Consider the following 23,324-nt stretch of genomic DNA (forward strand, 5'->3'; position numbering starts at 1 on the left):
CCCTGGCGGTCGGCGGCGGGATACCCTTACCTGCGTTGAGGTTTCGACGATGATTTGGGCAATGCGACAGATCCGCGACCTGCGCCCCAAGGCTCGACTGGGGCTGCTCGTGCTGCTGGCGGCACTGGCCTTGCCGGTGGCTGCTCTCGATTCCGCTTCCCTCGAGCGGGCGGTGCGTTCCGGACGCCAGCTCAGTCCCCAGCTTGGCGTTCACGTGGTGGATCTCGAGAGCGGCCGGACGGTCTACGACTACCGCGCCGACGATCTCCATATCGTGGCCTCGAATACCAAGCTGGTGACCACCGCTGCGGCCCTCGACCGGTTGGGGCCGGGCTACCTCTTCGAGACCCGCTTCCTGATGCGCGGCGCGGTCCGTGAAGGCGCCCTCGAAGGTGATTTGGCGGTGATCGGCGGCGGCGACCCCAATATCTCCGGGCGCCACTTCGGGGGTGATTCCTACGCCGTCTTCCGGAGCTGGGCTGCGGCTCTGCGGGAGCGCGGAGTGCGCCGGGTGAGTGGCGACATTTTCCTCGACCATGGCTTGTTCGTCGGCCCCGAGGTGCATCCGGACTGGCCCGACCGGGGACGTGACAAGTGGTACCAGGCGCCGGTCTCGGCCCTGTCCTTCAGCGACAACTGCGTCTTGGTGAAGGTCACGCCGTCGCGTCGAGTCGGGGCGCCGGCGAAGGTCGATCTGGTTCCCGACCTCGATCTCTTCGACGTCGAGAACCGAGCGCGAACCTCGGCCAAACGTTCCCGTCACCAGGCCCGCGTGCGGCGTCGCGCCGGCGGTGACGAGCTGACCGTGCAGGGCACCTTGGCGCCCGGCGCCGGTCGCCTCGATACCTGGATTTCGGTCGCCGATCCGGTGGAGTACTTCGGCTCCGCGCTGCGCGACGCCCTCGCCGAGGAGGGCATCGCCGTCGCCGGTGAGCTTCACCCGGTGGCCCACCTGCCGGGTCTCCTGTGGGAGGGGCTGGCGGTCTATCGCAGCGACTTGCTGACCAGCGTTCACGTCACCAACAAGCGAAGCCAGAACTTCTACGCCGAGAGCATTCTCAAGACCCTGGGGGCGGTGGGCTGTGGCCGCGGCTCCTGGTCCGCCGGCATCCGGGTGGCGCGGGAGTTTCTCGCCGAGATGGGGGTGTCCGGTGACTACTCGATGGCCGATGGCTCGGGCATGTCGCGGCGCAACCGCTTCACCCCCCGCCAGCTCACCACCCTGCTGCGCTCGATGTATTTCCATCGCTGGGGGCGGGAGTTCTTGCGCTCGCTGCCCTTCAGTGGCGAAGAGGAGCTGAGCTGGAATGAGCGCCTGGCCGATGAGCCCTACCGCGGCAACGTCTTCGCCAAGACCGGAACCCTCTCCGGCGTTTCCACCCTGTCCGGCTACGTCAAAGCGCGTTCCGGCAAGATCTACGCCTTCTCCGTTTTGTGCAACGGGGTGCGCGGCAGCGTCGACGGTCGGCGGATCCAGGACCGCATCGTGCGCGCCCTGGTGGATGCCGGCTAGGAGGTGAAGCGATGAGCTCCCTCGATGCGACCCGAGTCGACTATCGGCGCTTGATGAAAAAGGTCGAGCAGGTGGCCGGCGCCATCGACCGCCTCGACGACAGCTGCGCCACGGTGCATACCCTGACCGACAAGGTGCTGCACGGTTTCCACGCCGAGCTCGGGTTGCGCGGCGGCCGCCTCTACCGCCGCGACGGCGATCGCTACGTCCTCGACTCGACCTTCGGGGATGCGCCGAAGGTGGTGGAGACGGTCGAGGTGCCGCTCTCCTATGCTCCGCTGGCGAAGGTCTTGAGTGAGCACACGGTGGCGATGAAGCCGCAGGACCCAAGCATCGATCCGGCCCTCGAGGGGCGTCTCGGAGCCGGAGAGTTCGTCGCCCTCGAGGTCGGCGACGGCGAGTACGTCCTGGCCTTCGACATCGAGCCCGGTGCCGACCATGGGGACATCCTGTTCTCCCTCGGCATCCTGCGTCACGCCATCAATCAGAAGCTGCGCCAGGAGCGCATGGCCGGCATTCTTCTCGAGGCGAGCAAGATCCAGCGCTCGATCCTCCCCAAACGCTCGCCGAGCTATGGCGAGTTCGATATCTGTGGCCTTTCGGAGCCCCTCGAGACGGTTGGCGGCGACTATTTCGACTACATCCCGATCTCGAACAAGATCCTCGGCCTCGCCATCGCCGATGTCTCGGGCCACGGTCTTCCGGCGGCGCTGCAGGTGCGGGACATCTACATGGGGCTGCGCATGGGGTTGGCGCGCGACTACAAGATCGTGCGCACCGTCGAGCGCCTCAACGGCATCATCCATCAGAGCACCCTGACCAGCCGGTTCGTCTCGATGTTCTACGGTGAGCTCGAGCTCGGCGGGACCTTCATCTATGTCAATGCCGGTCATCCGCGGCCGTTCCATCTCGCGGCGTCCGGAGCGGTGCGCTTTCTGAGTGAAGGCGGGCCGGTCCTGGGGCCGCTCCCCGAGACCCGCTACGAGCGCGGCTTCGTGGTGCTCGAGCCGGGAGATCTGCTGGTCTTCTTCACCGACGGCATCACCGAGACGGTGTGTGCCGATGGCGACTGCGTCGACGACGGCGAGGACGAAGAGTTCGGCAGCGATCGGCTGGTCGAGCTCTGCCGCTCATTGCGCCAGTCTTCGGCCCAAGAGATCGCCGAGGCGGTGCTGCGCGAGGTCAAGCAGTTCAGCGGCCGGCGGCCGGTCAATGACGACCGCACCGTGGTGGTGGTGCGGCGGCCGCCGCTGTCAGCGAGCTGACGGATCTTCGGCTGCCACCATCTCCAGTTGCTGCCGAAGCTTGATGCGATGGTCGGCCGGATAGACCCCTGAGCGTAGCTGGACCCCGGGATAGAGTTGGGTACCTCGGCCCACCACGGTGCCGGGATGCAGAACGCAATTGCAGCCGGTCAGCACGCCGTCTCCGAGCACCGCCCCGAGCTTGCGTCTTGCGCTGACGATGCGGCGGTCTTGGTCGGGAATGGCGATCTCCAGGCCATCGTGGCGAAAGTTCGATAGCACCGTGCCGGCGCCCAGATTGACCCCCGACCCCAGGATCGAGTCGCCGACGTAGTTGAGGTGTGGTGCCTTGGCGCCCGGCAGAAAAATGCCGCGCTTGACCTCGCTGTTGGCGCCGACGATGGCGCCATCGCCGATCCAGCAGCCGCCCCGGATGTAGGCGCCGGGTCGGATCAGGACCTGGCGGCCGATGAACACCGGACCTTCGATCACCGCGCCGGAGAGGATGCGGGTGCCCTGGCCGATGACCAGACGATCGCCGTAGAGATGAGCCCCCGGGGCCGGTCGACACTCCAGGCGTTCGCTGGGTAGGGCGCCGAGGAGGTCGTCCAGGGGCTTTCCCAGGAGAGCCCACGGCGCCGCCTCGGAGAAGGCGGCGCGGAAGGGCTCCGGTAGCTCGGCGAAGAGCGGTGGTAGGCTCACGGCTCGCCAGTATAACGACCCGAGGTGCCCTCTCCGGGGCGTTGCCATGTCCCCTTCCTCGAGACCTTCGCAACCCGCCGTCCGGCCATCGCCGGCGACCGCCGCCAGGATCGATCGGCGCCGGTTCGAGCCGCTGCCGGTGGACTTCTACCGCCGCTCGACGGCGGACGTCGCGAGAGATCTCCTGGGGCGCTACCTGGTGCGCCGCCAGGGGAGCCGCCGGCTGGTCGCTCGGCTGGTCGAGACGGAGGCCTACCTCGGCACGCCGGATCGCGCCAGCCACGCCTGGAACGAGCGTCGCACGGCCCGCACCGCAAGCCTCTATCGGCGCGGTGGCTACGCCTATGTCTACTTCATCTACGGCATGTACTTCTGCCTCAACGCCGTCACCGAAGGGGCCGACAACGGCTGCGCCGTCCTGATCCGCGCCGCCGAGCCGGTGAGCGGGGAGAGCGAGATGACGGCGCGGCGCGGCCTGTCGCGACCGCCTCGACCGGGTGACTTGCTGGGCGGTCCCGGCAAGCTCTGCCAGGCCCTCGACATCGACCGCCGCCACGATGGCGTCGCTCTTTACCGCGGTGAGCTCCTGCTGACCGCCGGCGAGCCGGTGGGTGACGAAGAGATCGCCCGCGGCCCGCGGGTCGGCATCGACTACGCCGGCGAGGCCGTCGACTGGCCGCTGCGTTTTGCGCTGCGCGGCAATCGCCACATGTCGCGGCCGCGCTGGTGACTCAAGAGTCCTCCACGAAGGCTCGGAGACGTCCCAAGGCCTCATCCCACTGGCGGGAGACGCGGTCGAGGTAGGCGCGGGCTTCGTCGATCGGCTCCGGTAGGAAGGTGTAGCGACTTTCGCGGCCGATGCGCTCGCTCTTCACCAGGCCGGCCCTCTCGAGCACCCGCAGGTGCTTGGTGACGCCCTGGCGGGTGAGGTCGAGGCCGTCGGTGAGCTGGGCGATCGAGTGACTCGAGCCATCGCCCAGCCGCGCGATCAGCTCGAGGCGCGTGAAGTCGCCGAGGGCGGCGAAGGTCGGAACCGGCGCGGCGGCGGCAGAGGTCGTCGTCGGCACGAGCTCAAGCCGCGACATGGGCGGCGATGTTGTGAACCTGCTCGTTCCAACCGCGGGTGTTCGAGCGCAGGGCCTCGTTGCGCGGTCCGGCGGGCAAGGCGCCGAAGCCCGACTCGCAGATCTCGAGGCGGGTGCCCTCTTGCGTCGCCGTCAAGGTGAACTCGACCAGGGTCGTCGGGCCTTTGTCGAAGTCGGCATCTTGCGCCAGGGGACACCATGAGAAGGCGAAGTAGCGCTCTGGCTCGATGGCGCGCACCAGCGCTGCCCATTGCAGATGGTCGCACTCCGGGTGGGTGACCCGACCCGCGGTGACCTCGCCGATGGTGAAAGGATTCTCCAGGTCGACCCGGAACCAGGCTCCGAACTCGCGGTGGTCGGTCAGCGCCCGCCAGACGCGGGGGACGGGGGCCTTCAGGTCGACGCTTTTTTCGATCTTGTCTTGCATGGGGATGATCTCCGTTTAGGTTATGCAACCTTTGGGTTGCTCATATCGTTCCACGGCTGACGACGGAATGCAACCTTTGGGTTGCTATTCTTGGCCGGCGGCGAAACACCCGGGGTACCGTCGGCGTAGGGACCAGCGCCGTTCGATTCAACTTTCAAGACGAGGATTTGTCATGTCGATATCCCAGAACAGAGAGCTTCCGCCCCTGCGGTTGTGGCCCGGAGTCCTCTTGGTGGCAGTGCAGTGGGTGGCGCGCTACGTCGTGCCGCGGCTGATCCCGGAGGCCATGCCCTTCGCCGTTCTCGGCAGCCTGGCCCTCGGCCTGGCGGTCGTCGTCTGGTGGCTGTTCTTCAGTCGTGCCTCGCGCTGGGAACGCTGGGGTGGCCTGGCCTCGCTGGTTTTGGCCTTCGGGATCACCCAGCAGTTCCTGCACGAATCCATCGCCAGCACCATGATGGGCCTGATGTTCCCGATCTACGCCATACCGTCGGTCTGCCTGGTGTTGGTGCTGTGGGCGATCGCCGCCGAGCGCTGGCCGCGCGCCCGCCGATGGGGCGTGCTGGCGGTCGCCCTACTGGTCACTTGCTTCGGGTGGCTGCTGGTGCGGACCAACGGCATGACCGGCGCCGCCCAGCAGGACTTCGCCTGGCGCTGGACCGAGACGGCCGAGGAGCGGTTGCTGGCGCAGGACGAGGCACCGCTGCGCGCCTCCGCTTCCGTCCTGGCGTCGGGTAGCGTTGCCGAATGGCCCGGATTCCGGGGCGCCGGGCGCGACAGTGTCGTGACCGGACTGGCGATTGCGACCGATTGGAATCGGACGCCGCCGATGGAAGTCTGGCGCCAGAACATCGGTCCCGCGGTGTCTTCCTTCGCGGTGCAGGGCGAGCGGATCTTCACCCAGGAGCAGCGCGGTGAGGAAGAGCTCGTCTCCTGCTATCACCGGCGCACCGGGGAGCCGCTGTGGAAACATCGCGACGCGGTGCGCTTCTGGGATTCCCATGCCGGGGCCGGCCCGCGGGCGACGCCGACGCTCTATGGGGGCCGCGTCTACAGCCTCGGTGGCACCGGGTTGCTCAACGCCCTCGACGCCACCAGTGGGGACCTCCTGTGGTCGCGGGACGCGGCCGGCGACCTCGACCGCAAGGCACCCGGTTGGGGATTCGCCGGCTCGCCTCTGGTCACCGATGAGCTGGTTTTCGTCGCCCTGGCGGGCGAGCTCGGGGCCTACGAGCGGGAGTCCGGCGAGCTGCGCTGGCGTGGTCCCGCGGGTCGCTACGGCTACAGCTCGCCGCACCTGCTGGAGCGGTCGGAGGGAGCCCAGGTGGTTCTGATGAGCAGCTTCGGCGCCACCGCCTTTGGGCCGGACGATGGCGAAGTGCTCTGGGAGGTGGAGATGGAGGGCACCTCGCGCATCGTTCAGCCGGGCCTGACCGCCGACGGCGATCTCCTGCTCAGCGATGGTGAAGGACGTGGCCTGCGCCGCCACGCCCTCACCGCCGACGCCAGCGGCTGGAAAGCGGAGGAGCGCTGGTCGACGAACCGCTTCAAGCCCTACTTCAACGACTTCGTGGTCCACGGCGGTCATGCCTACGGTTTCGATGGCCCGATTCTGGCGAGCGTCGACCTGGCCGATGGTCAGCGCAACTGGAAGGGCGGGCGCTACGGCAACGGCCAGCTACTATTGCTGGCGGATCAGGATCTCTTGCTGGTGCTGAGCGAGCAGGGCGACCTCGCCCTGGTTTCGGCGCGGCCCGATGGCTTCGAGGAGGTGGCACGCTTCGACGGCGCCCTCGACGGCAAGACTTGGAACCATCCAGCGCTGGTCGACGACCTCCTGCTGGTGCGCAACGGTGTCGAGATGGCGGCCTTCCGCTTGCCGCGGGCGGCGGGCTGAGGCGGCCCCGCTTGGACCTCCGTCCGTCGCGACTCGTACAGGTAGCTCGAGGGCAGCGGTCGAGCCCGAGCTCTACGAAATGCGGGAACGGAAGGGGGAGGCGATGAAGACACTCGCGAGGTCGATCATTGGTTTCGGCGTGGTACTCGTCATGGCTCTGCCGCTGGCCGGTGAGGCTGGGGGGCCGTTGGCTACGACACCTCAGTTCGCCTTCTACAGCGACTTCGAGACCAATCTCCACGACGCTCTGCTGGTGGCGGGAGCCTCCCGTCAGCGAGAGCGACGGGAGCTGTTTCAGGACGACAGCGACGCGGCGAGCTGCTTTGGCCGATTGGCGCCTTCGGCGCGGACCGCTTGGAACCTGGCGGTGGACTACTACGCCAAGGTGGTTTCGCCGAAGAGCTGGATGTCGCGGCAGCAGGTGCTGCCGCGCTTTGCCCTGATCGGCCATGATGACGACTTCGACGACGGGGACCGGCGCTTCGTCTCAATCGCCGTCGGTCTGCGTCAGGCCGCTGGGCCAGCTTACGAAGCTTGCTACTGGCCGCGGCAAGACGCCGAGAATCGGCGCTGGCTCGAGAAGCTTTCGCCACAGCTTCAGGCCCATCAGGTGGCGCTCATGGAGCGCCTCGAAGAGCTGTATCAGAATCCCTTGCCGGAGGAGCCGGTGAGGATCGACCTGGTTGGCCATGCGCCGCCGGTCGGAGCCAATACGCTGGTATCCCCGGCCCATGTCTTGATCGCCAGTCGCACCGCCGATCGTGACGCCTTCGAAATCACCGTTCACGAAGCCTCCCATATCCTGATGGAGCGCTCCGATCCGATGCAGGTCGCCTTGAAGAAGGCGGCCGAGGAAGCCGATGTCGAGCTGCCACGGGACCTATGGCATGTGGTGCAGTTCTTCACCACCGGTGAGGCGGTAAAGGAGGTGCTCGCCGCCGCCGGTGAGCCGGGCTATGTCCCCTACATGGAGCACCACGGCATGTGGAACCGCTTCTGGGGGAAGTTTCGCGAGGCGGTCGAAGGGACCTGGCCGGCCTACCTGAGGGGCGAGCGCAGCCTCGACCAGGCCTCGGCCGACTTGATCGCGGCCTTGCCGCCAGCCGCCGACGACTGATCTGCCGGCTCGGCCGTTCCGAGGCGAGCCTGCCTCAGCCCATCCAGAAGCCCTTGCGATGGGAGACCCCGACGATCCCTCGGCACTCGGGACAGAAGTAGGCGTATCGCCTTCCCAGCACGCTCCTCATCTCCTGGAACCAGAGGGTGGTCAGGTCGGTCTTGCAGTGGGGACAGCAAGGACGGACGTCGGTCTTTTCTTGGCATTCGATCATCGCTACTCCGAGTTGCTTTCGCCGGGCCTCGCAGGGGTGTCGAGACTCGGCTTCTGCGCTCTCTACGTTCGACTCCTGCGGTTTCTTCGCTCGCCGCGGTCTCGGTTGGCTCTCTTTCGGCGCTCGCGGAGGGCCGACGGCGAGGAGGGCGGCTAAACCAGCCCGGGAATGGGAGTCACTGGCTGGTCGTAGAATGAGCGAGTGCTCGACCCGCCAGTCGAAGTCGAGCGCTTGCACGCTGAACTCCGTTGGAAAGCGATGTTCATTCACCGGTCCCGTCGACCGGTTTTGGGAATCGAGGTGACGACCATGGATTGGTGGCTTTGGATCCTGATCGGGTTGGGTCTGTTGGTAGCCGAAGTGGCGCTGGTTCCGGGGGCCGTGGTGCTGGTCTTTTTTGGTGCCGCGGCGATTCTGGTGGGAATGCTGGAAGCGATCGGTATCGTCGGACCCCTGTGGATGCAACTGGTGCTGTTCTCGGTCCTTTCGATGGTCTCGCTGTTCAGCCTGCGGGGACCGATTCTGCGACGCATGAACGCCTCCGGACAGGGCGGTGTGGCGGACGTCGATCGCATCGTGGGGAGCACCGCCCTGGTTCTCGAGGACATCGCCCCAGGAGGTATCGGACAAGCTGAGCTCCGCGGCTCGACATGGAAAGCCAAGAACCTCGGCGACCGCACCTTGGCGGTTGGTGAGCGCGGCATGATCGAGCAGGTCGAGGGGCTGACGATCTTCATTCGATGAGGGAGGTACCAAGATGACAACCGCCATTGTGTCGGCAGTTCTCGCCCTGTTGGCGATCACCGTGATCATCAAGACCGCGGTGATCGTGCCGCAGCAGAACAGCTACGTGGTCGAGCGCCTGGGGCGCTACCAGAAAACCCTTCATGCCGGCTTTCACATTCTGCTGCCGTTCTTCGATGCGGTGCGCTACAAGCACTCGCTGAAGGAGCGCGCGGTGGATATCGCCGAGCAGATCTGCATTACTCGGGACAACGTCCAGGTGGGGGTGGACGGCGTTCTCTACCTCAAGGTGATGGACCCCAAGCGGGCCTCCTACGGGGTCGCCGATTACCTGTTCGCCATCTCTCAGCTCGCCCAGACGACGCTGCGCAGCGAGATCGGCAAGATCGATCTCGATCGCACCTTCGAAGAGCGCACCACCATCAACGTGCAGGTGGTCACCGAGCTCGACAAGGCCTCCGATCCCTGGGGCATCAAGGTGCTGCGCTACGAGATCAAGAACATCACGCCGCCCCACGACGTGCTGGCGGCAATGGAGAAGCAGATGCGCGCCGAGCGCGAGAAGCGCGCCGTGGTGTTGACCTCCGAGGGTGATCGGGATGCCGCCATCAACGTCGCCGAGGGTGACAAGCAGCAGGTCATCAAGGCTTCCGAGGCGGCCAAGGAAAAGCAGATCAATGAGGCTCAGGGCGAAGCGGCGGCGATTCTGGCGGTGGCCAAGGCGACCGCCGAGGGCGTTGTCGAGGTGGCGGCGGCGACTCAGGCGCCGGGCGGCTACGAAGCCATCCAGCTAAGGGTGGCGGAGGACTACATCGCCCGCTTCGGCGAGCTGGCGAAGGAGGCCAACAGCTTGGTGCTACCGGCCAGTGTCGCCGATGTCGGGTCGATGATGTCGCTGGCGATGAACATCATCGAGCGCGACAAGAAGTCGTAACACTCGATCCCGTTCCCATCGCGTTCTCTGGTGGCCCGGCGCTCAGGCGTCGGGCCTCGTCGTTTGTACGATCGCCCGTCAGACCAGCCGGCGAAGGATGGCGAGGCAGCCCTCGCGATAGCTCCCACCGAACAGGTTGAGGTGATTGAGCAGGTGGTAGAGCTGGAAGAGGTCGTTGCGCTCGGCGGCGCCCGGCTGCAGGGGCCAAGCTTCTTCGTAGGCGGCGAAGAAACGCGGCGAAAAGCCGCCGAAGAGGCGCGCCATGGCGAGGTCCGCCTCGCGATGGGCCCAGTGGGCCGCCGGGTCGATCCACACCGGCTGGTTCCCGGCGGCGACCAGGAAGTTGCCGCTCCACAGGTCGCCGTGAATCAGGCATGGCGGCTCGTCCGGCAATTCCAGCCAGTCGTCGAGGCGAGCGAGCAAGCGATCCCCGAGGGTCGAGAGCTCGCCATCGGCGAGGCCTCGGCGCCGCGCCAAGGCGAGCTGGAAGCCGAGGCGATGGTCGCAGAAGAACTGACAGCCGTCATCGCACCAGCCGTTGGGTTGGGGGGTGGCGCCGAGGTAGTTGTCGTGGTCGAAGCCGAAGCGGTCGCCGGTGGATTGGCGGTGATGCTGCGCCAGGGCGCGGCCGAAGGTCTCGAAGAACCCATGGCCGGGAGAGGTCGCCGAGATCTGTTCGAGGATCAAGAAAGTGAGCTCGCCGCATCGCCCCGGAGCGACCAGCCGCGGTCCGCGGATGGCGCCCACGGCGGCGAGGGCCGCGAGGCCGGCGGCTTCTTTCTCGCAGCGATCGTAGGGCGGCCCCTCGAGGCCCTTGAAGAACAGACTGCGGCCATCGGCGAGCTCGAGGCGATGGCCCGCGAGACGGGCCGGCTCACCGGTCGAGCCGGCATCGGTGAGGGCCTGGGAGAGGGCGAGGCGAAGGCTGGCTTCCATCGTTTCCGCGAGGCTTTGCCTCGCTGCGCCTCAGGAAGCTGCGGTGAGGTAATCGAGCAGCGCGGGGCTGGCGCTCTCGATCAGGTCGAGAACCTCCTCGAATCCGTGATCACCGCCATAGTAGGGATCGGGGACGTCTTTGGGCGAGCCGTTGGGCAGGAAATCCGACAGCAGCTTGAGCTCGGCGCGGCCCTCGACTTCGAGCTCGTGGAGATCTTCGAGATTGTCGCGGTCCATGGCGACGATCAAATCGAAGCGCTCGAAATCCTCGGCCGCCACCTGTCGAGCCCGGCTCTCGAGGGGGTAGCCACGGCGCTCCGCGGCCTGTCGCATTCGTGGGTCGGCGGCCTCGCCGCTGTGGTAGCCGATGGTGCCGGCGGAATCGACCTCGACCCGCTCTTCGAGGCCGCGGTCGCGAATCAGGTGGCGCAGAACGCCCTCGGCGGTGGGCGAACGGCAAATATTGCCCATGCAGACGAAGAGCACTCGGGACGGAGTGGAGCTGGCGAGATTCATGGCTTCTCGGACCCTGAATTGTTCGATGGGAAAGTTCGATGGCCGGGGAACCGGCGAAAACCGTCAGGTGGCGCCTTCGCAGGTGGCACAGACTCCGTAGAGGATGAGCTCGTGGTCTTCCGTTCGAAAACCGGGAGGGGCGAGTTCGGCCAGCCGACCGGGGCAGTCTTCGACTTCGTAGACACGGTCGCAGGCGCGGCAGTGAAAGTGATGATGATGACCCTTGCCGGTCAGCTCATAGCGGCTGGCGGCGCCGGGTAGCTCGACCTCCCGCAACCAGCCCTTCTCGAGCAGCTTCTTGAGATTGCGGTAAACGGTGGCGATGCCGAGGCCCGGCGCGCTGTCCTGCGCCAGCTCGAGGATTTCCTGCGGGCTCAAGGGGCGGCCGGCGTGTTCGAGAGCGGTCCGAATGGCCGATCTTTGGAGAGTCTGTCGCTGCATAGTCGGTCCCCTGATCTCCATCATAACGGAGATGACGATCACCGGTGGTTCTGTTTCCGTTGTGGGTCGCGTCTAAACTAATCACTATGGCATGGAATGCTCTCAACCCTTGTCTTTGGTTGCTCATCGCAGCTCTTCTGGGGAGTGGTCTCGGTTGCGGCACCACTCCGACGACCCTCGCCGTCGAGGATGCGCCGACGGACGACTCCCCAACGCCGACGGAGAACGCCACCGTGAACGCCGACTCTTGGCAACAGCTCGAGATCTTGATCGCGGAGCAGAAGTTTCGGCAGGCGCGGGAGCTTGCCGCGACGATGCTCGGCCAGGCGCGCCAGACCGGCGATCAGGACGCCTGGGCGCTGCTGCTGATTCGCCGTGCTTCCCTCACCATCGCCGTCGGTGGCTTCGAGGCGGCGCTCGAGGAGCTGCGCGACGAAGACCGGCCTGCCGGGGCCGCGGGCGGTTGGGTGGTCGATCTGGTCTACGGTCACGCCATCGCTCAGTACGTTCAGGCCTACGGCTGGGACGTGCGCCAGCGCGAACGGCAGGGCAGTCGGCGGGATCTGCCCTTCTCGGCCTGGACTCTGGGGCAGTTCGTCGCCGATGCCGGCGACGCCTACGGTCGAGCCTGGGCCAGCCGCGACGAGCTCGGTGCGCGATCGACGGGCTCCTTGCCCGACTTGTTCCATGAAGCGTCCTTTCCGGAATCGATCCGTGGCACCTTGCGAGATTCGCTGAGCTACCTGTGGGCGGAGTTCCTGGCCAATTCTTCGCTGTGGACTCCGGCGCAGTCGAACGATCTCGACCTGCTCGATCTCGAAGCCATCCTCGATGGCTCCGGAGAGGTCGCCGAGGGCCATCCGCTGCTCCGCCTGGGAGCGGTGCTGACGGACCTCGAGCGCTGGCATCGTACGGCTGGCCGCCAGGAAGCCGCTTTCGAAGCCCGGCGCCAGCTCGTCGAGCTGCTGGGCCGGGTCGGCTTCACCAAGGACGGATTGCAGGAACGGATCACCGCCGAGCTGCGCCGCGCCCTCGAAGAGCTCGGCCACGACCGGCCCTGGTGGTCGATGGGCATGGCGACGCTGGCGCGTCGCGTGCTGCAGGAAGAGGATCCCCAGGCGCGGGTGCGCGCCCGCGCTCTGGCCCGTCGCGGCGCCGAGCTGCATGCGGACGGCCCCGGCGCCGTCGAGTGCCGAGCCATCATCGCCGAGATCGAAGCGCCGACCTTCCGCCTCGCGGGCATGGTGAGCGACGGTCTCGCTGAGCGCTCCCTGCGGTTGACGTACCAGAATCTCGAGACGGTCTACTTTCGCGCCTATCGCTTCGACCTCGACCAGCGCCTGAAGCGCAGCCTGCGCAGTGGACTGTTGCCGCGGCACCAGGAAGTCGCCGACATGATCGCCGGTGACGAGCCGGCGGTGGCGTGGACCGAAGAGCTCGAGGAGACGGTAGATTTTCGTCTCCATGCGGCGGACATCGTGCCACCGCTCGAGGCGCCGGGTGTCTACATGATCGTCGCGTCGGCGGCGGAGGACTTCGGCGAGGAGGGCAACCTGCGCTCGGCGGTTTATCTCACCGTCGGTGAGCCGGTGCTGGTGTCGCGCCTGGTCGAGGGCCAGCTCGAGGTCGAAGTGCGGTCGGGCCACGACGGTCGCTCCCTCTCGGGAGTGCGGGTCGATCTCTACCGCCACGATTGGCGCTCGACGCCGCGCCGGGTGAGCCAGAAGATCAGCGACGCCCGGGGCCGGCTGCGCTTCCGGACATCCGCGGATCACCACCAGTTCTTGGTGGCGCGGCGCGGCGACGAGGTCGCCTTCGATGCCAATGCGCTGGTCTACTACGGGGGCGAAGAAAACGAAGTCCGTCCGGCGACCCTGGTCACCACCGATCGGGCCATCTATCGACCCGGTCAGCGGCTGCAGTTCAAGGTGGTGGCCTACGAGGGAAAGCGGCTCGAGGGTCGCTTCCAGACGTTGCCGGGGCGAGCCGTGACGGTAACCTTGACGGATGCCAACGGCGACCGCGTCGGCAGCGTCGAGGTGACGACCAATGGCTTCGGATCGGCTTCCGGGGAGCTGACGATTCCGCCGGGACGCCTGCTCGGCTCGTGGTATCTCAGCGCGTCTCCTTCGGGGGGAGCGTCGGTGCAGGTCGAGGAGTACAAGCGACCGACCTTCGAGGTCACCTTCGACGATCCGGAGGTGGCGCCGCGCCTGCGCCAGCCGGTGACCTTCACCGGCCGAGGGCGCTACTACTTCGGCCTGCCGGTCACCTTGGGCGAGGTGCGCTGGTCGGTGACCCGTAGGCCGCTTTGGCCGCTCGACTGGCGCGGTTGGCTGCGCGGACCCCAAACCCCGGCTCAGGTGGTGGCGGGGGGCGTGACGGAGGTCGGGAGCGACGGCACCTTCTCGGTCCGCTTCACTCCCCAGGCGGACGACTCCGATCCCCGAGTCACCTACCGCTACGAGCTCGCTGCCAGCCTCACGGACGAGTCCGGTGAGACCCGCGACGCCCGCCGCGGATTCCGTCTCGGGGCTCTGGCGGTGGAGGGGATCATCGATTTCGATCGTGCCTTCCAGGTCGCCGACGAGCCCTTCGCGGTCGCCGTTCAGCGTCAGGATCTCGACGGCACGCCGCGGGCCGGCGCCGGCGAATGGAGTCTTCATCGGCTGGACCAGCCGGCGGTTCCGCAGCTTCCTGGGGAGCGGCCCGTGGAGGTCCCTGAGGACGCCTTCCGCACCGCTGCCGACCAGCGCAGTCCACGCCACACCCCCTTCTCCCCCTCGCTCGATGAGATGAGTTCCTGGCGGGCCGCGGAAACGGTCGGCGAAGGGGGCGCCAACCACGGCGAGGATGGCCGTGCCGAGATCGCGCTCCCGGCCCTCCCGGCCGGTGCCTACCGCCTGATCTATCGCACCGAAGATCCCTATGGGGGTGTTTTCGAGGACCAGCGGGAGCTGATCGTGGCCGGCGCCGGCAGCACGCCTCTGGCGGTGCCCTTGGTGCTCGAAACGGAGCACGAGAAGCCGCGAGCTGGCGAGTCGCTGCAGGTTTTCGCCCATTCCGGATTTGCCGGCCAGGAGATGGTGTTCGAGGTCTACCGGGGGCACCAGCGGGTGGTCCGGCGGGTGCTCGAGGCCGGACGCGATGCATCACGCTTCGCCCTGCCCATCGGCCTCGAGGACCGTGGCGGATTGAGTTTGCGCCTGACGGCGGTGCGTGACCATCAGCTCCTCAGCCGAAACGTCAATCTGTTCGTTCCGTGGGACGACCGGCGCGTCGACATCGAGCTCGAGACCTTCCGGGAAGAGCTGCTGCCGGGATCCCGCGAGACCTGGAAGGTACGCCTCGCCGGGGCTGATGGGGAGGTGCTCGAGCGCGGCGCGGCCGAGCTGCTGGCCTTCATGTACGACCGCAGTCTCGACCTCTTCCGGCCCCACCAGCCGGTCGACGTGCTCGACGTCTACCCGGTTCGCTTCGGTCCCTCGGAGGCGCAGGCGAGTGTCGGTCAGGGTTACGAGATCTATCGTCGAGAGAAGGGGTTCTCTCGGCGTTTGGCCGGAGCCGGCCTGCGAGCGGCGCGGCTCAAAGTCTTCGATGGCTTTGTCCGCACGGTGCTCGGCCGGGGGGCCCGAGGGAACTATCGATCCATCGGAGCGGGGGCCGTGATGGCCGAGGCGGTGCGGGCTCCCGAGGCCCTGGCCGACGAGCTCACCGCCAGCGACTCGACCCTCGCCACCGCCAAAGTCGCGGCGCCGGCGGCGCCGGCCGAACAGGCGACCGAGGAGGCCGTCACGGCGGACCAACCGCTGCGCAGCGACTTCCGCGAGACCGCCTTCTGGTATCCCCACCTCGAGATCGGAGACGACGGGGTGGTCGAGATCGAGGTGGTGATGCCCGAGGCTCTCACCGAGTGGCGGCTGTGGCTGTCGGCGATCACCCGCGATCTGCGCGGCGGCACCGTGTCGCGCGACCTGCGCACGGCGCAGGACCTGATGGTGCGGCCGGCGGTGCCGCGCTTCCTGCGCGAAGGCGACCGGGCGGTGCTCGAAGTGTTGGTCAACAACGGCGGCGACAGCCGGCTGGAGGGCGAGCTGGAGCTCGAGCTCCTCGACCCGGTGAGTGGCGAAAGCGTTGCCGATGCCTTTGGCCTTTCCAACGCCAAGGCAGCCTTCGCGGCGCCCGCCGGAGGCAGCGACCGCCACGCTTTCTCGCTGCAGGTCCCGCCGGGACTGGGCGAGGTGCAGGTTCGCGTCCGCGGCCGGGCGGCGGGCCTGTCCGACGGTGAGCTGAGGCCGGTGCCGGTATTGCCGGGTCGGCTCTACCTGTCGCAGTCGCGCTTCACGGCGCTGCGTGACGCCGATCGCCAGGTGCTGCGGTTCGCTGAGCTGGCGGCCGATGACGATCCCAGTCGGCGCGACGATTCACTCTCCGTGACCGTCGATGGTCAGCTCTTCTACGGTGCCCTGGCGGCGTTGCCCTACCTCATCGACTATCCCTACGAATGCACCGAGCAGACCCTCAACCGGTTCGTTTCGACGGGCATCCTGTCGAGCCTCTTCGAGGCTCATCCGGCGATCTCGCGGGCGGCCGCCGCCATGGCCGAGCGCGATACTCGTCTCGAGCCCTGGGAGGCGGACGATCCGAATCGTCGTCTCGGCCTCGAGGAGACGCCGTGGCTGGTGCAGTCGCGCGGCGGTCCCGAGAGTCCCGACCACCTGATCAAGGTGCTCGACCCGCGGGTGGCCCGCGAGCAGCGCGAAACGGCTTTGGCTCGGCTGACCGCCTCGCGCACCGCCGGCGGCGCCTTCCCCTGGTGGCCCGGTGGTCCGCCGTCGCCCTACATGACCCTCTATGTGCTGCAGGGTCTGGCCCGGGCCCTCGAGTTCGGCATCGAGGTGCCGAAGGATCTGGTGACCCAAGGCTGGCGATATCTGCGCACCGATTACGATCGCAACATCGATCAGCGGTTGCTCGAGGACTGCTGCTGGGATCGCGTCACCTTCCTGGCCTATGTCCTGTCGTCCTATCCGGATGAGTCCTGGACCGGCGGCGTGTTCAGCGCCGACGACCGCGCTCTGCTGCTCGATCGCATCGCTGAGCACTGGCAGCAGCTCGGACCGAGGGCTCGCCTCTACGGCGCCCTGGCGCTGCACCGGGGCGGTCGCCCGGAGGTCGCCGAGAAGCTGCTCGAGAGCGTCTTCGACAGCGCCCAGACGACGCCGGACGAGGGCACCTTCTGGTCGCCCGAAGAGCGCTCTTGGTTGTGGCATCGAGACACCATCGAGACCCACGCTTTCGCTCTGCGCACTCTGCTCGAGCTGGCCCCGGAGGACGATCGGCGCCACGGCCTGGTGCAGTGGTTGTTCCTCAACCGTCAGCTTTCCCACTGGAAGTCGACGCGGGCGACGGCGGAGGTGCTCTATGCCCTGACCCACTACCTGCGGGCGGAAGGTCAGCTCGCCGCCGAGGAGGCGGTGACGGTGACCGTCGGACCACGGCGCGAGACCTTCGAGTTCGATCCCGCGGTCTTCACCGGTACGACCCGGCGGCTCGCGATCGCGGCCGAAGCCATCGATCCCGCCACCATGGCCGAGATCGCGGTCGAAAAGACCACGCCGGGCCTGGCCTTCGCCTCCGCCACCTGGCATTTCTCCACCGAGAAGATGCCCAGCGAGGGGCAGGGGGACCTCTTCCACGTCGAGCGTCGCTTCTTCCGGCGGCTGCTGGAAGGTGACGAGTGGACCCTGCAGCCGTTGGCGGTAGGCGACGCGCTGGCGGTGGGTGATTCGCTCGAGGTCCATCTCGCCATCGCCAGCCGGGCGGAGGCCGAGTACGTCCATCTGCGGGATCCCCGCGGCGCCGGCTTCGAGCCCGAGCGCTTGACCTCCGGCTACCGTTGGGACCTCGGCCTGGCGCGCTATGAAGAGGTGCGCGACAGCGGCACCAACTTCTTCTTCGAGCGCTTGCCGCGTGGCGAATACGTGCTCAAACATCGCCTGCGGGTCGCCATGGCGGGCGAGTTCAAGATCGCCCCGGCCACCCTGCAGTCGATGTACGCGCCGGAGTTCACCGCCTACTCGGCGGGCGCGGTCCTGCCCGTCGAGTAGAAGGAGGTCAGGAGGCTGCCGGCTTGGCGTCGCCGACGGTGCGCAGCGCCGGGTCCGGTCGCAGCGCTTCCGGCGCCACCGTGTCGAAGGCGGTGCTCTCGACCTCGATGCGGTGAAAGTAGTTCTTGTCGAGCGGGTACTCGGTGTCTTTCGGCGAGCCGATGATCACCGTCTGGACGAACGGAAACCAGACCCCCTGAACCTCGCGGTAGTCGGTGAAGTGGATCGTTCCCACAGCGCTCTTCATGCCGTCGCGGACGGTGTAGAAGGCCATCTCCAGCAGACCCGAGTCGCGGCCGATCCAGAGCTCGTACTGGTCGTGAGTCTCGTTGGCGGCGAAGCTTCCCCAGGTGGCGTACACCAGGTCGTAGGTCTTGCCGTTGTGCTCGTCCTCGCCGGCATAGGCGACGATCTCGGCATGGCGCAGGCGGTAGGGCAGCTCGTTGAAGTACTGCAGCGTTGGCAAGTAGAACAGGATGTGGTCGTCGTCGGCGAACTCCGGCTCCCCGTCGCCCTGCTGCTTGTAGGTCGCCCAGGACTGGATGCCCCAGGTCTCGCCGGCTTTCTCGCCATCGAGGAGCTCGGCGCGGGAGGTGAAGGTGCCGAGAATCGTCTGGGTGCGAAAGCGCTGCACCTCGCCCGGCCAGTGGCCCATGAAGCGTTTCCAGCCCGGCCAGGTGTCGACCGCCGTCACTTCTTGGGTGCGAAAGGTCGACCAGGCGGCCAGGCCATGACGCTCGGCGGTGGCTTCGAGGAGGGCACGGCCGCGCTCGACGGCCTCCGCTGTCGGGGCTTCGACCTGAAGCGCGGAATTGCGAATATCGGCGAGGCCGCAACCCACCGTCGAGACGGCGAGCAGGCCGAGCAGAAAAATAGTGGCAAGGGACTTCGAGGTCATGGTGGCTTCCCCGTGGCTCCAGCGATCAAAGCGGTGATCGAATCGACGATATCGAAGTATCGCATCAAAGCTATCTCCCGAGAACGGGAAAGACAAGGGGCCGCGGAGATCGTTCCGGGCCATGGTTGGTCGCGCAGCGCGGCTGGCCGATCGGCTACGCCGTCAGTTGATCCGAAGCGGCTCGGGCTCGATCAGGGGTGGGTCCAGATGAAACGCCGCCGCCGCGTCATGCTCTCGGACGATTCGATCGTTTCGCTGCCTTGTTGGAGGGTGCGCTTGGCCTCGAGATGATCGATCGTCGAGTAGGGGAGGAGGGTCGCGGGGTCCGCGACCACCGTGACCTCGCGGGTCAGCTCGAGCCCTTGGAGGGAGCGCCTCTCCAGAGCTTCGACCGCCTCCTTCGCATCCTCGCCCTGGGGGGCGGCGGACCAATGCAGCTCGACACAACTCGACTCCCCGGACGCTCGCTCGTCCTCGTCACAGGGCACCCAGCCCGCGAACCGGCCCGAGGCGGGCACTTCCACGGTCTTCGACACACTGGGCGTTTCGGCATCGCTGCGGTCGCTGAAGGGGAAGCCCTGCGCCAGGTCTCGATCCAGCCAAGCCGTGACCAACGCGGCCCAAGCCTGCTTCGAGAGCTGGAAGAGGGACTCGTCGGTGGTCAAAGATTCGATTTGCAAACGGGTCCCGGCGTCGGCCTCGCTGTCGGCGAGGGCGTTCGCGATCCGAGTTTCGAGGTCCTTCCCGCCATCGACCGACAGGAGCCGTCCGTCGGCCGCAATTTCGAGCCGCTCGACGAGCTCGGGAAGGTCGTCGACCAGGGCCTGAACCGCCGAGTTCGTCGGGCGAGGCAGGGAACCGAAGAAGGACTTCTGCTGGCCAGAAGTTGGTCGCCGCGGTGCTGGCACGGTCGGCCAGAGCCTCTCGACCACCATGCCGGGCTCGCCGTTTCGGGCCGAGACCCGCAGGCGGTACTTCATCTGCCGCTGGAGAGTGGTTCTCGAAGTGCCACTCTGCCGCCAGCCCTCGACCGAGTAGGAGACCTCGGCGGTGGCGCCGGCTGGCCACGCGAAGGTGAGGTGGGTGGGTTGCTCGGCAAGGCCGGGCTGTGGCGAAAGGACGACTACCAGCAACCCGCAAAGGAGGATGGGTGGCAAGGCGAGGAGCTTCTTCGGCTGAGCGGCCATGGGCAAAGTCTAGCAACCTCGAGTCCTGAGGGTCGCGGCTCTCCTCGAGCCCTGAGGGGTGCCGTTGGCCGCGACTCGAGGTCAGAGCAGGTGGGCGAGCCTCTCCGCGACTCGGCGAGTGTTCTCATGCTCGGGACCGAACCAGTCGAGAGATTGGCTCGATGCTCGAGAGGCCAGCGCGGCGGCTGCCTCATCGCTGCCGAGGGTGGCGAGAAGCTTGGCGAGGGACACCTGGCACTGCAGCCAGACCCAGTGCTCGGCAGCGGGGTCCTCGGGGATCAGGGCGACCCCCTGCCGGGCCCAGGCGAGGGCGGTGGCGTGCTCGCCGCGGGCGATCGACAGGTGGGAGAGGTTGATCAGCAAGGGAACCTCTTGTGCCGGATCTCGCTCCTCGGCGCGCTGGAGGGAGAGCGCCGTCTGGAGCTCCTCGTCGGCCGCCGACCACACTTGGCGTGCCGCCAGCAGCAGCCCGAAGTCGCGTCGGGCGCTGATCTCGGCGGCCGGGTTGGGAGGTTGGCTAGCGGCGAGGATGCGGACCGACTCGCGGAGCAGCTCGTCGGCGGTGGCGAGCTCGCCGGCGCGCCAATGGGTGAGGCCGGCGCTGTGAAGTGCGGCAGCGTAGTGGCTCGAATCGGTGCCGAACAGCCGTCGCCGAAGCTCGAGTGAGCGTTGATACCAGGGCAGGGCCTCGGCGGCTCCCTCCAGCTCGCGCACCAGGATCGACTTGAGATGCAGGAGATCACTTCCCAGCAGGCTGTCGAGACCGCCGGCCGACTGCAGGTGGTCATAGGCCTGGTCGACATAGGTTTCGGCTCGGCCCGGAGCGCCGCCGTCCACCAGAATCGCCGCCAGGACATACCAGCCCTCGGCCCAGTCGGTCTTCTCGCCGGTGCCGGTGGCGAGGTTGGTGAGGGCCGCCTCGGCGAGGCCTTCGGCCTGATCGTGGCGGCCTTCGTAGAGCAGGGCCATGGCGAGGTCCCGTTGAGCCTGGGCGATCACCGAGGGCGGAGCCTGGTCGAGCAGCTCGAGGGCCTCTTCGAGATATTGCCGGGCCTGGCCGTAGCGACCCGCACGACGCTCGACGGCGGCGAGGGCACTGAGGGTTTCCGCGGCCTTGGCCGGGTTGCCGTGCTGACGCTGTCGCAGGGCCCTCTGCAGCAACGGGGCCGCGGTCTCGGAGGCGTCGAGATGGGCGAGGGCGGAGCCCACCGTGTGCGAGACATCGGCGGCGGCTTCGGGGTGATCGGCGAGCTCCCGGTCGATGCGCGCGGCGGCGGTCTCGAGCAGGTCGCGTACCGATCGCGCTCCGGAGGGACGGTGACGCAGGTCGCCTTCGGCGAATGAGTCGACGACGAACTGCAGCACCTGCTGGGCCCGATCCCTCTCCTTCTCGGCCGTTTGGCGTGCCTGGTTGATGCGCAGGTGGTGCCGCAAAAGACTCGCGGCCAGGACTAGCGCCAGCGCCGTGGACAGCCCGAGAGCGAAGGCGGCGAGAGGATTCCGCTGGGCCCACTTGCGAATTCTCTGAGGCGGGTTCAGGCGGCGGGCACTTACCGGCCTGCGCTGCAGAAATCGTTTCAGATCGCGGGCGAAAGCCTCGATGGAGTCGTACCGCTCGTCGACATCGGCGTCGGTGGCTCGGCGCAGGATGCTGTCGAGGTCTCCGCTCAAGGCTCGGCCGAGTTTCTTGGCAGTGGTGCCGGCCTCGCGGGCAAGCCGTTGCTGAACGGCGGCATCGAAGCCGGCGTAGGCCGCGTGGAGCGAAGCGGCCGGCGTTGCTTCACCGGGTTTCGTGGTCGTCTCTAGGTCCCGTGGACGAGCGCCGCAGAGCAGCTCGAAGAGCACCACTCCCAAAGAATAAACATCTGAGGCGGTGGTCACCGCCTCGCCGCGAAGCTGCTCGGGGCTGGCATAGGTCGGCGTCAGAGCCTGGTCGGCGGCGGATTCTTGGTTGCCGCTGGCTCCGAGGATGGTGGCGATTCCAAAGTCGACGACCTTTGGCTCGCGGTCGGCCGTGACCAGCAGGTTGGCAGGCTTCAGATCGCGGTGGATGATGCCATGGCGATGGGCGTGGGCCAGGGCCTCGCAGACCTCGAGGACGAGCGCGATTCGAGCCTCCAGGGACAGTTTCCGGTGGCGACTGAAGTCCCCGATCGACTCCCCTTGGACGAGCTCCATCACCAGGTAGGGCCGGCCATCGGTGAGCTCTCCGGCGTCGTAGAGACGAGCGATGGCGCGGTGCTCGAGGCTGCCGAGAATTCGCCGCTCCAGCGCAAAGCGGCGCTGCAGGTCGGAGCCCGCGAACTGTTGGGGCAGGACCTTGATCGCCACCAGACGGTCGAAGGCCTGGTCGGCGCGGGATGCGAGGTAGACCTCGCCCATGCCGCCGCGGGCGAGCAGCTCGAGGAGCCGGTAGGGACCGGCTTGTTGCAGCACACGGCCAGCGGGCGGCTCGGCCCTCGGTTCGGTGGTGACTCGTCCCAGGGGTTGCGACAGGAAGCTCTGCGCTTCCCGGTCGGCCGCGACGAGGGACTCGACCGCCAGGCGCAGCTCGGGGCGGTGGCGGCAAGCGACCTCGAGGACTCCTTGGCGAGCCGCCGGATCGAGATCGAGGACGCGGTCGAAAAGGGCGTCGACCTCCATCCACCAACGAGGATCGGTGGTCGGGTCCCGATCGCTCATGCCGGGTCTTGCGGAGGATTGGGAAGGAGCTGTGAGTAGAGCCAGGCGCGCGCCCGCCGCATCTGCCGTCCGACGGTCGCCCGCGAGACTCCCTCGAGGTGCGCGATCTCGTCGTAGTCGAGGCCGCCGAAGAAGTGCAGCTCGAGCATGCTGGCCTTCTGCGGGTCCCAGGTCGCCAGGCGTTCGAGAGCCTGATGCAGCTCGATCAGAGCCTGCGGCGTCGGGCAGGCCACGTCGCCGATCAATGCCAAGGGGACGTTGACGCACCCCGCGCCGCGTTTCTGTCGGGAGTAGAGGCGCGAGTGATCGATCAGGACCTGGCGCATGATGCGCGCCGCGAAGGACAGGAAGTGGCGGCGATCGGTCCACTGGATCGGGCCCTGCTGGGCGAGTCGGAGAAAGGCCTCGTTGACCAGGGCCGTCGGCTGCAGCGTGTGGTTGCTGCGTTCGCCGCTGAAGTAGGCCACGGCGGTACGGCGCAGCTCGCTGTAGAGCTGCTGGAAGACCCGCTCGCCGCCTCCGGCGTCGCCCCGACTCCAGCGGCGCAAGGCCAGGGTCAGATCGCGGGGTGCATCGGCGAGGCCGAGCTCGGTCGTCGAGCGTTCTTCCGTGGCAGGCATCGTTGTCGACTTACGCAGGATCTTCCGCGACGTTGCGGGCGGGAGGGGCTGACGACGAGT

The 23,324-nt window shown here is 67.4% G+C and carries 19 protein-coding genes; 8 read left to right on the top strand and 11 right to left on the bottom strand.

What is annotated here, in order from left to right; genetic code table 11:
* The first annotated feature begins 61 nt into the window (after positions 1 to 61).
* Both dacB and AAF604_14625 read left to right on the top strand, forming a co-directional pair.
* Positions 62 to 1,513, top strand: a complete 1,452-nt coding sequence (gene dacB / locus AAF604_14620) for a D-alanyl-D-alanine carboxypeptidase/D-alanyl-D-alanine-endopeptidase (GenBank protein ID MEM7050899.1) — start codon at positions 62 to 64, stop codon at positions 1,511 to 1,513.
* An 11-nt stretch (positions 1,514 to 1,524) separates the two neighbouring features.
* Positions 1,525 to 2,778 (top strand): PP2C family protein-serine/threonine phosphatase, encoded by a 1,254-nt coding sequence (locus AAF604_14625; GenBank protein ID MEM7050900.1) that lies wholly within the window; start codon positions 1,525 to 1,527, stop codon positions 2,776 to 2,778.
* On the opposite strand, the gene AAF604_14630 is transcribed toward AAF604_14625, so the two are convergent.
* Complete coding sequence (locus tag AAF604_14630) at positions 2,767 to 3,459, bottom strand: hypothetical protein (GenBank protein MEM7050901.1); 693 nt, start codon at positions 3,457 to 3,459, stop codon at positions 2,767 to 2,769. The genes AAF604_14625 and AAF604_14630 overlap by 12 nt on opposite strands.
* 46 nt (positions 3,460 to 3,505) lie before the next feature.
* On the opposite strand from AAF604_14630, the gene AAF604_14635 reads away from it, so the two are divergent.
* Positions 3,506 to 4,189, top strand: coding sequence for a DNA-3-methyladenine glycosylase (locus AAF604_14635; protein MEM7050902.1), 684 nt, complete (start codon positions 3,506 to 3,508; stop codon positions 4,187 to 4,189).
* Position 4,190: 1 nt separating this feature from the next.
* Here AAF604_14635 and AAF604_14640 read toward each other — a convergent pair whose 3' ends face one another.
* Positions 4,191 to 4,544, bottom strand: a complete 354-nt coding sequence (locus AAF604_14640; protein ID MEM7050903.1) for a metalloregulator ArsR/SmtB family transcription factor — start codon at positions 4,542 to 4,544, stop codon at positions 4,191 to 4,193.
* Positions 4,531 to 4,971: an SRPBCC family protein gene (locus tag AAF604_14645; GenBank protein MEM7050904.1), complete on the bottom strand. Its 441-nt coding sequence runs from the start codon at positions 4,969 to 4,971 to the stop codon at positions 4,531 to 4,533. Before AAF604_14645 ends, AAF604_14640 begins: the two co-directional genes overlap by 14 nt.
* A 172-nt stretch (positions 4,972 to 5,143) precedes the next feature.
* On the opposite strand from AAF604_14645, the gene AAF604_14650 reads away from it, so the two are divergent.
* Positions 5,144 to 6,865 carry a PQQ-binding-like beta-propeller repeat protein gene (locus AAF604_14650; protein ID MEM7050905.1) on the top strand — a complete coding sequence of 574 codons (1,722 nt, stop codon included), beginning with the start codon at positions 5,144 to 5,146 and terminating at the stop codon, positions 6,863 to 6,865.
* Positions 6,866 to 6,968: 103 nt separating this feature from the next.
* Positions 6,969 to 7,982, top strand: a complete 1,014-nt coding sequence (locus AAF604_14655) for a hypothetical protein (GenBank protein ID MEM7050906.1) — start codon at positions 6,969 to 6,971, stop codon at positions 7,980 to 7,982.
* A 34-nt stretch (positions 7,983 to 8,016) separates the two neighbouring features.
* Here the strand turns inward: AAF604_14655 and AAF604_14660 are convergent, their stop codons facing one another.
* Positions 8,017 to 8,196: a hypothetical protein gene (locus AAF604_14660; GenBank protein MEM7050907.1), complete on the bottom strand. Its 180-nt coding sequence runs from the start codon at positions 8,194 to 8,196 to the stop codon at positions 8,017 to 8,019.
* A 309-nt stretch (positions 8,197 to 8,505) separates the two neighbouring features.
* On the opposite strand from AAF604_14660, the gene AAF604_14665 reads away from it, so the two are divergent.
* Positions 8,506 to 8,940, top strand: a complete 435-nt coding sequence (locus AAF604_14665; protein ID MEM7050908.1) for an NfeD family protein — start codon at positions 8,506 to 8,508, stop codon at positions 8,938 to 8,940.
* Positions 8,941 to 8,953: 13 nt separating this feature from the next.
* Positions 8,954 to 9,874: a stomatin-like protein gene (locus AAF604_14670; protein MEM7050909.1), complete on the top strand. Its 921-nt coding sequence runs from the start codon at positions 8,954 to 8,956 to the stop codon at positions 9,872 to 9,874.
* A 78-nt stretch (positions 9,875 to 9,952) separates the two neighbouring features.
* Here AAF604_14670 and AAF604_14675 read toward each other — a convergent pair whose 3' ends face one another.
* From AAF604_14675 to AAF604_14685, 3 genes are all read right to left on the bottom strand, one after another.
* Entirely contained in the window at positions 9,953 to 10,810 is an 858-nt protein-coding gene (locus AAF604_14675) for a fructosamine kinase family protein (protein ID MEM7050910.1), read from the bottom strand.
* A gap of 30 nt (positions 10,811 to 10,840) precedes the next feature.
* Positions 10,841 to 11,326, bottom strand: a complete 486-nt coding sequence (locus tag AAF604_14680) for a low molecular weight protein-tyrosine-phosphatase (protein ID MEM7050911.1) — start codon at positions 11,324 to 11,326, stop codon at positions 10,841 to 10,843.
* Between the two features lie 63 nt (positions 11,327 to 11,389).
* The gene (locus tag AAF604_14685; GenBank protein MEM7050912.1) at positions 11,390 to 11,767 is read right to left on the bottom strand and encodes a transcriptional repressor; all 378 of its coding nucleotides are present in this window, start codon (positions 11,765 to 11,767) and stop codon (positions 11,390 to 11,392) included.
* Positions 11,768 to 11,853: 86 nt separating this feature from the next.
* Here AAF604_14685 and AAF604_14690 point away from each other — a divergent pair, with 86 nt between their 5' ends.
* Positions 11,854 to 17,877, top strand: a complete 6,024-nt coding sequence (locus AAF604_14690) for an MG2 domain-containing protein (GenBank protein MEM7050913.1) — start codon at positions 11,854 to 11,856, stop codon at positions 17,875 to 17,877.
* A 7-nt stretch (positions 17,878 to 17,884) separates the two neighbouring features.
* Here AAF604_14690 and AAF604_14695 read toward each other — a convergent pair whose 3' ends face one another.
* The 4 genes from AAF604_14695 to AAF604_14710 all read right to left on the bottom strand — a co-directional run bounded on the left by AAF604_14695 (position 17,885) and on the right by AAF604_14710 (position 23,264).
* Positions 17,885 to 18,775 carry a hypothetical protein gene (locus tag AAF604_14695; GenBank protein MEM7050914.1) on the bottom strand — a complete coding sequence of 297 codons (891 nt, stop codon included), beginning with the start codon at positions 18,773 to 18,775 and terminating at the stop codon, positions 17,885 to 17,887.
* 191 nt (positions 18,776 to 18,966) lie between these two features.
* The gene (locus AAF604_14700) at positions 18,967 to 19,962 is read right to left on the bottom strand and encodes a hypothetical protein (protein ID MEM7050915.1); all 996 of its coding nucleotides are present in this window, start codon (positions 19,960 to 19,962) and stop codon (positions 18,967 to 18,969) included.
* Positions 19,963 to 20,043: 81 nt separating this feature from the next.
* Positions 20,044 to 22,644 (bottom strand): serine/threonine-protein kinase, encoded by a 2,601-nt coding sequence (locus AAF604_14705; protein ID MEM7050916.1) that lies wholly within the window; start codon positions 22,642 to 22,644, stop codon positions 20,044 to 20,046.
* Complete coding sequence (locus tag AAF604_14710; GenBank protein ID MEM7050917.1) at positions 22,641 to 23,264, bottom strand: ECF-type sigma factor; 624 nt, start codon at positions 23,262 to 23,264, stop codon at positions 22,641 to 22,643. Before AAF604_14710 ends, AAF604_14705 begins: the two co-directional genes overlap by 4 nt.
* Positions 23,265 to 23,324: the final 60 nt, after the last annotated feature.

Source organism: Acidobacteriota bacterium, from assembly GCA_039028635.1.
Taxonomy (GTDB): domain Bacteria; phylum Acidobacteriota; class Thermoanaerobaculia; order Multivoradales; family JBCCEF01; genus JBCCEF01.

Excerpts from the sequence above, each read along its gene's own strand:
- AAF604_14650 (MEM7050905.1), top strand. The coding sequence starts at position 5,144 with ATGTCGATATCCCAGAACAGAGAGCTTCCGCCCCTGCGGTTGTGGCCC.
- AAF604_14655 (MEM7050906.1), top strand. The coding sequence starts at position 6,969 with ATGAAGACACTCGCGAGGTCGATCATTGGTTTCGGCGTGGTACTCGTC.
- AAF604_14690 (MEM7050913.1), top strand. The coding sequence starts at position 11,854 with ATGGCATGGAATGCTCTCAACCCTTGTCTTTGGTTGCTCATCGCAGCT.
- AAF604_14675 (MEM7050910.1), bottom strand. The coding sequence starts at position 10,810 with ATGGAAGCCAGCCTTCGCCTCGCCCTCTCCCAGGCCCTCACCGATGCC.
- dacB (MEM7050899.1), top strand. The coding sequence starts at position 62 with ATGCGACAGATCCGCGACCTGCGCCCCAAGGCTCGACTGGGGCTGCTC.
- AAF604_14645 (MEM7050904.1), bottom strand. The coding sequence starts at position 4,971 with ATGCAAGACAAGATCGAAAAAAGCGTCGACCTGAAGGCCCCCGTCCCC.
- AAF604_14625 (MEM7050900.1), top strand. The coding sequence starts at position 1,525 with ATGAGCTCCCTCGATGCGACCCGAGTCGACTATCGGCGCTTGATGAAA.
- AAF604_14680 (MEM7050911.1), bottom strand. The coding sequence starts at position 11,326 with ATGAATCTCGCCAGCTCCACTCCGTCCCGAGTGCTCTTCGTCTGCATG.
- AAF604_14665 (MEM7050908.1), top strand. The coding sequence starts at position 8,506 with ATGGATTGGTGGCTTTGGATCCTGATCGGGTTGGGTCTGTTGGTAGCC.
- AAF604_14635 (MEM7050902.1), top strand. The coding sequence starts at position 3,506 with ATGTCCCCTTCCTCGAGACCTTCGCAACCCGCCGTCCGGCCATCGCCG.
- AAF604_14670 (MEM7050909.1), top strand. The coding sequence starts at position 8,954 with ATGACAACCGCCATTGTGTCGGCAGTTCTCGCCCTGTTGGCGATCACC.
- AAF604_14710 (MEM7050917.1), bottom strand. The coding sequence starts at position 23,264 with ATGCCTGCCACGGAAGAACGCTCGACGACCGAGCTCGGCCTCGCCGAT.
- AAF604_14695 (MEM7050914.1), bottom strand. The coding sequence starts at position 18,775 with ATGACCTCGAAGTCCCTTGCCACTATTTTTCTGCTCGGCCTGCTCGCC.
- AAF604_14700 (MEM7050915.1), bottom strand. The coding sequence starts at position 19,962 with ATGGCCGCTCAGCCGAAGAAGCTCCTCGCCTTGCCACCCATCCTCCTT.
- AAF604_14660 (MEM7050907.1), bottom strand. The coding sequence starts at position 8,196 with ATGATCGAATGCCAAGAAAAGACCGACGTCCGTCCTTGCTGTCCCCAC.
- AAF604_14685 (MEM7050912.1), bottom strand. The coding sequence starts at position 11,767 with ATGCAGCGACAGACTCTCCAAAGATCGGCCATTCGGACCGCTCTCGAA.
- AAF604_14705 (MEM7050916.1), bottom strand. The coding sequence starts at position 22,644 with ATGAGCGATCGGGACCCGACCACCGATCCTCGTTGGTGGATGGAGGTC.
- AAF604_14640 (MEM7050903.1), bottom strand. The coding sequence starts at position 4,544 with ATGTCGCGGCTTGAGCTCGTGCCGACGACGACCTCTGCCGCCGCCGCG.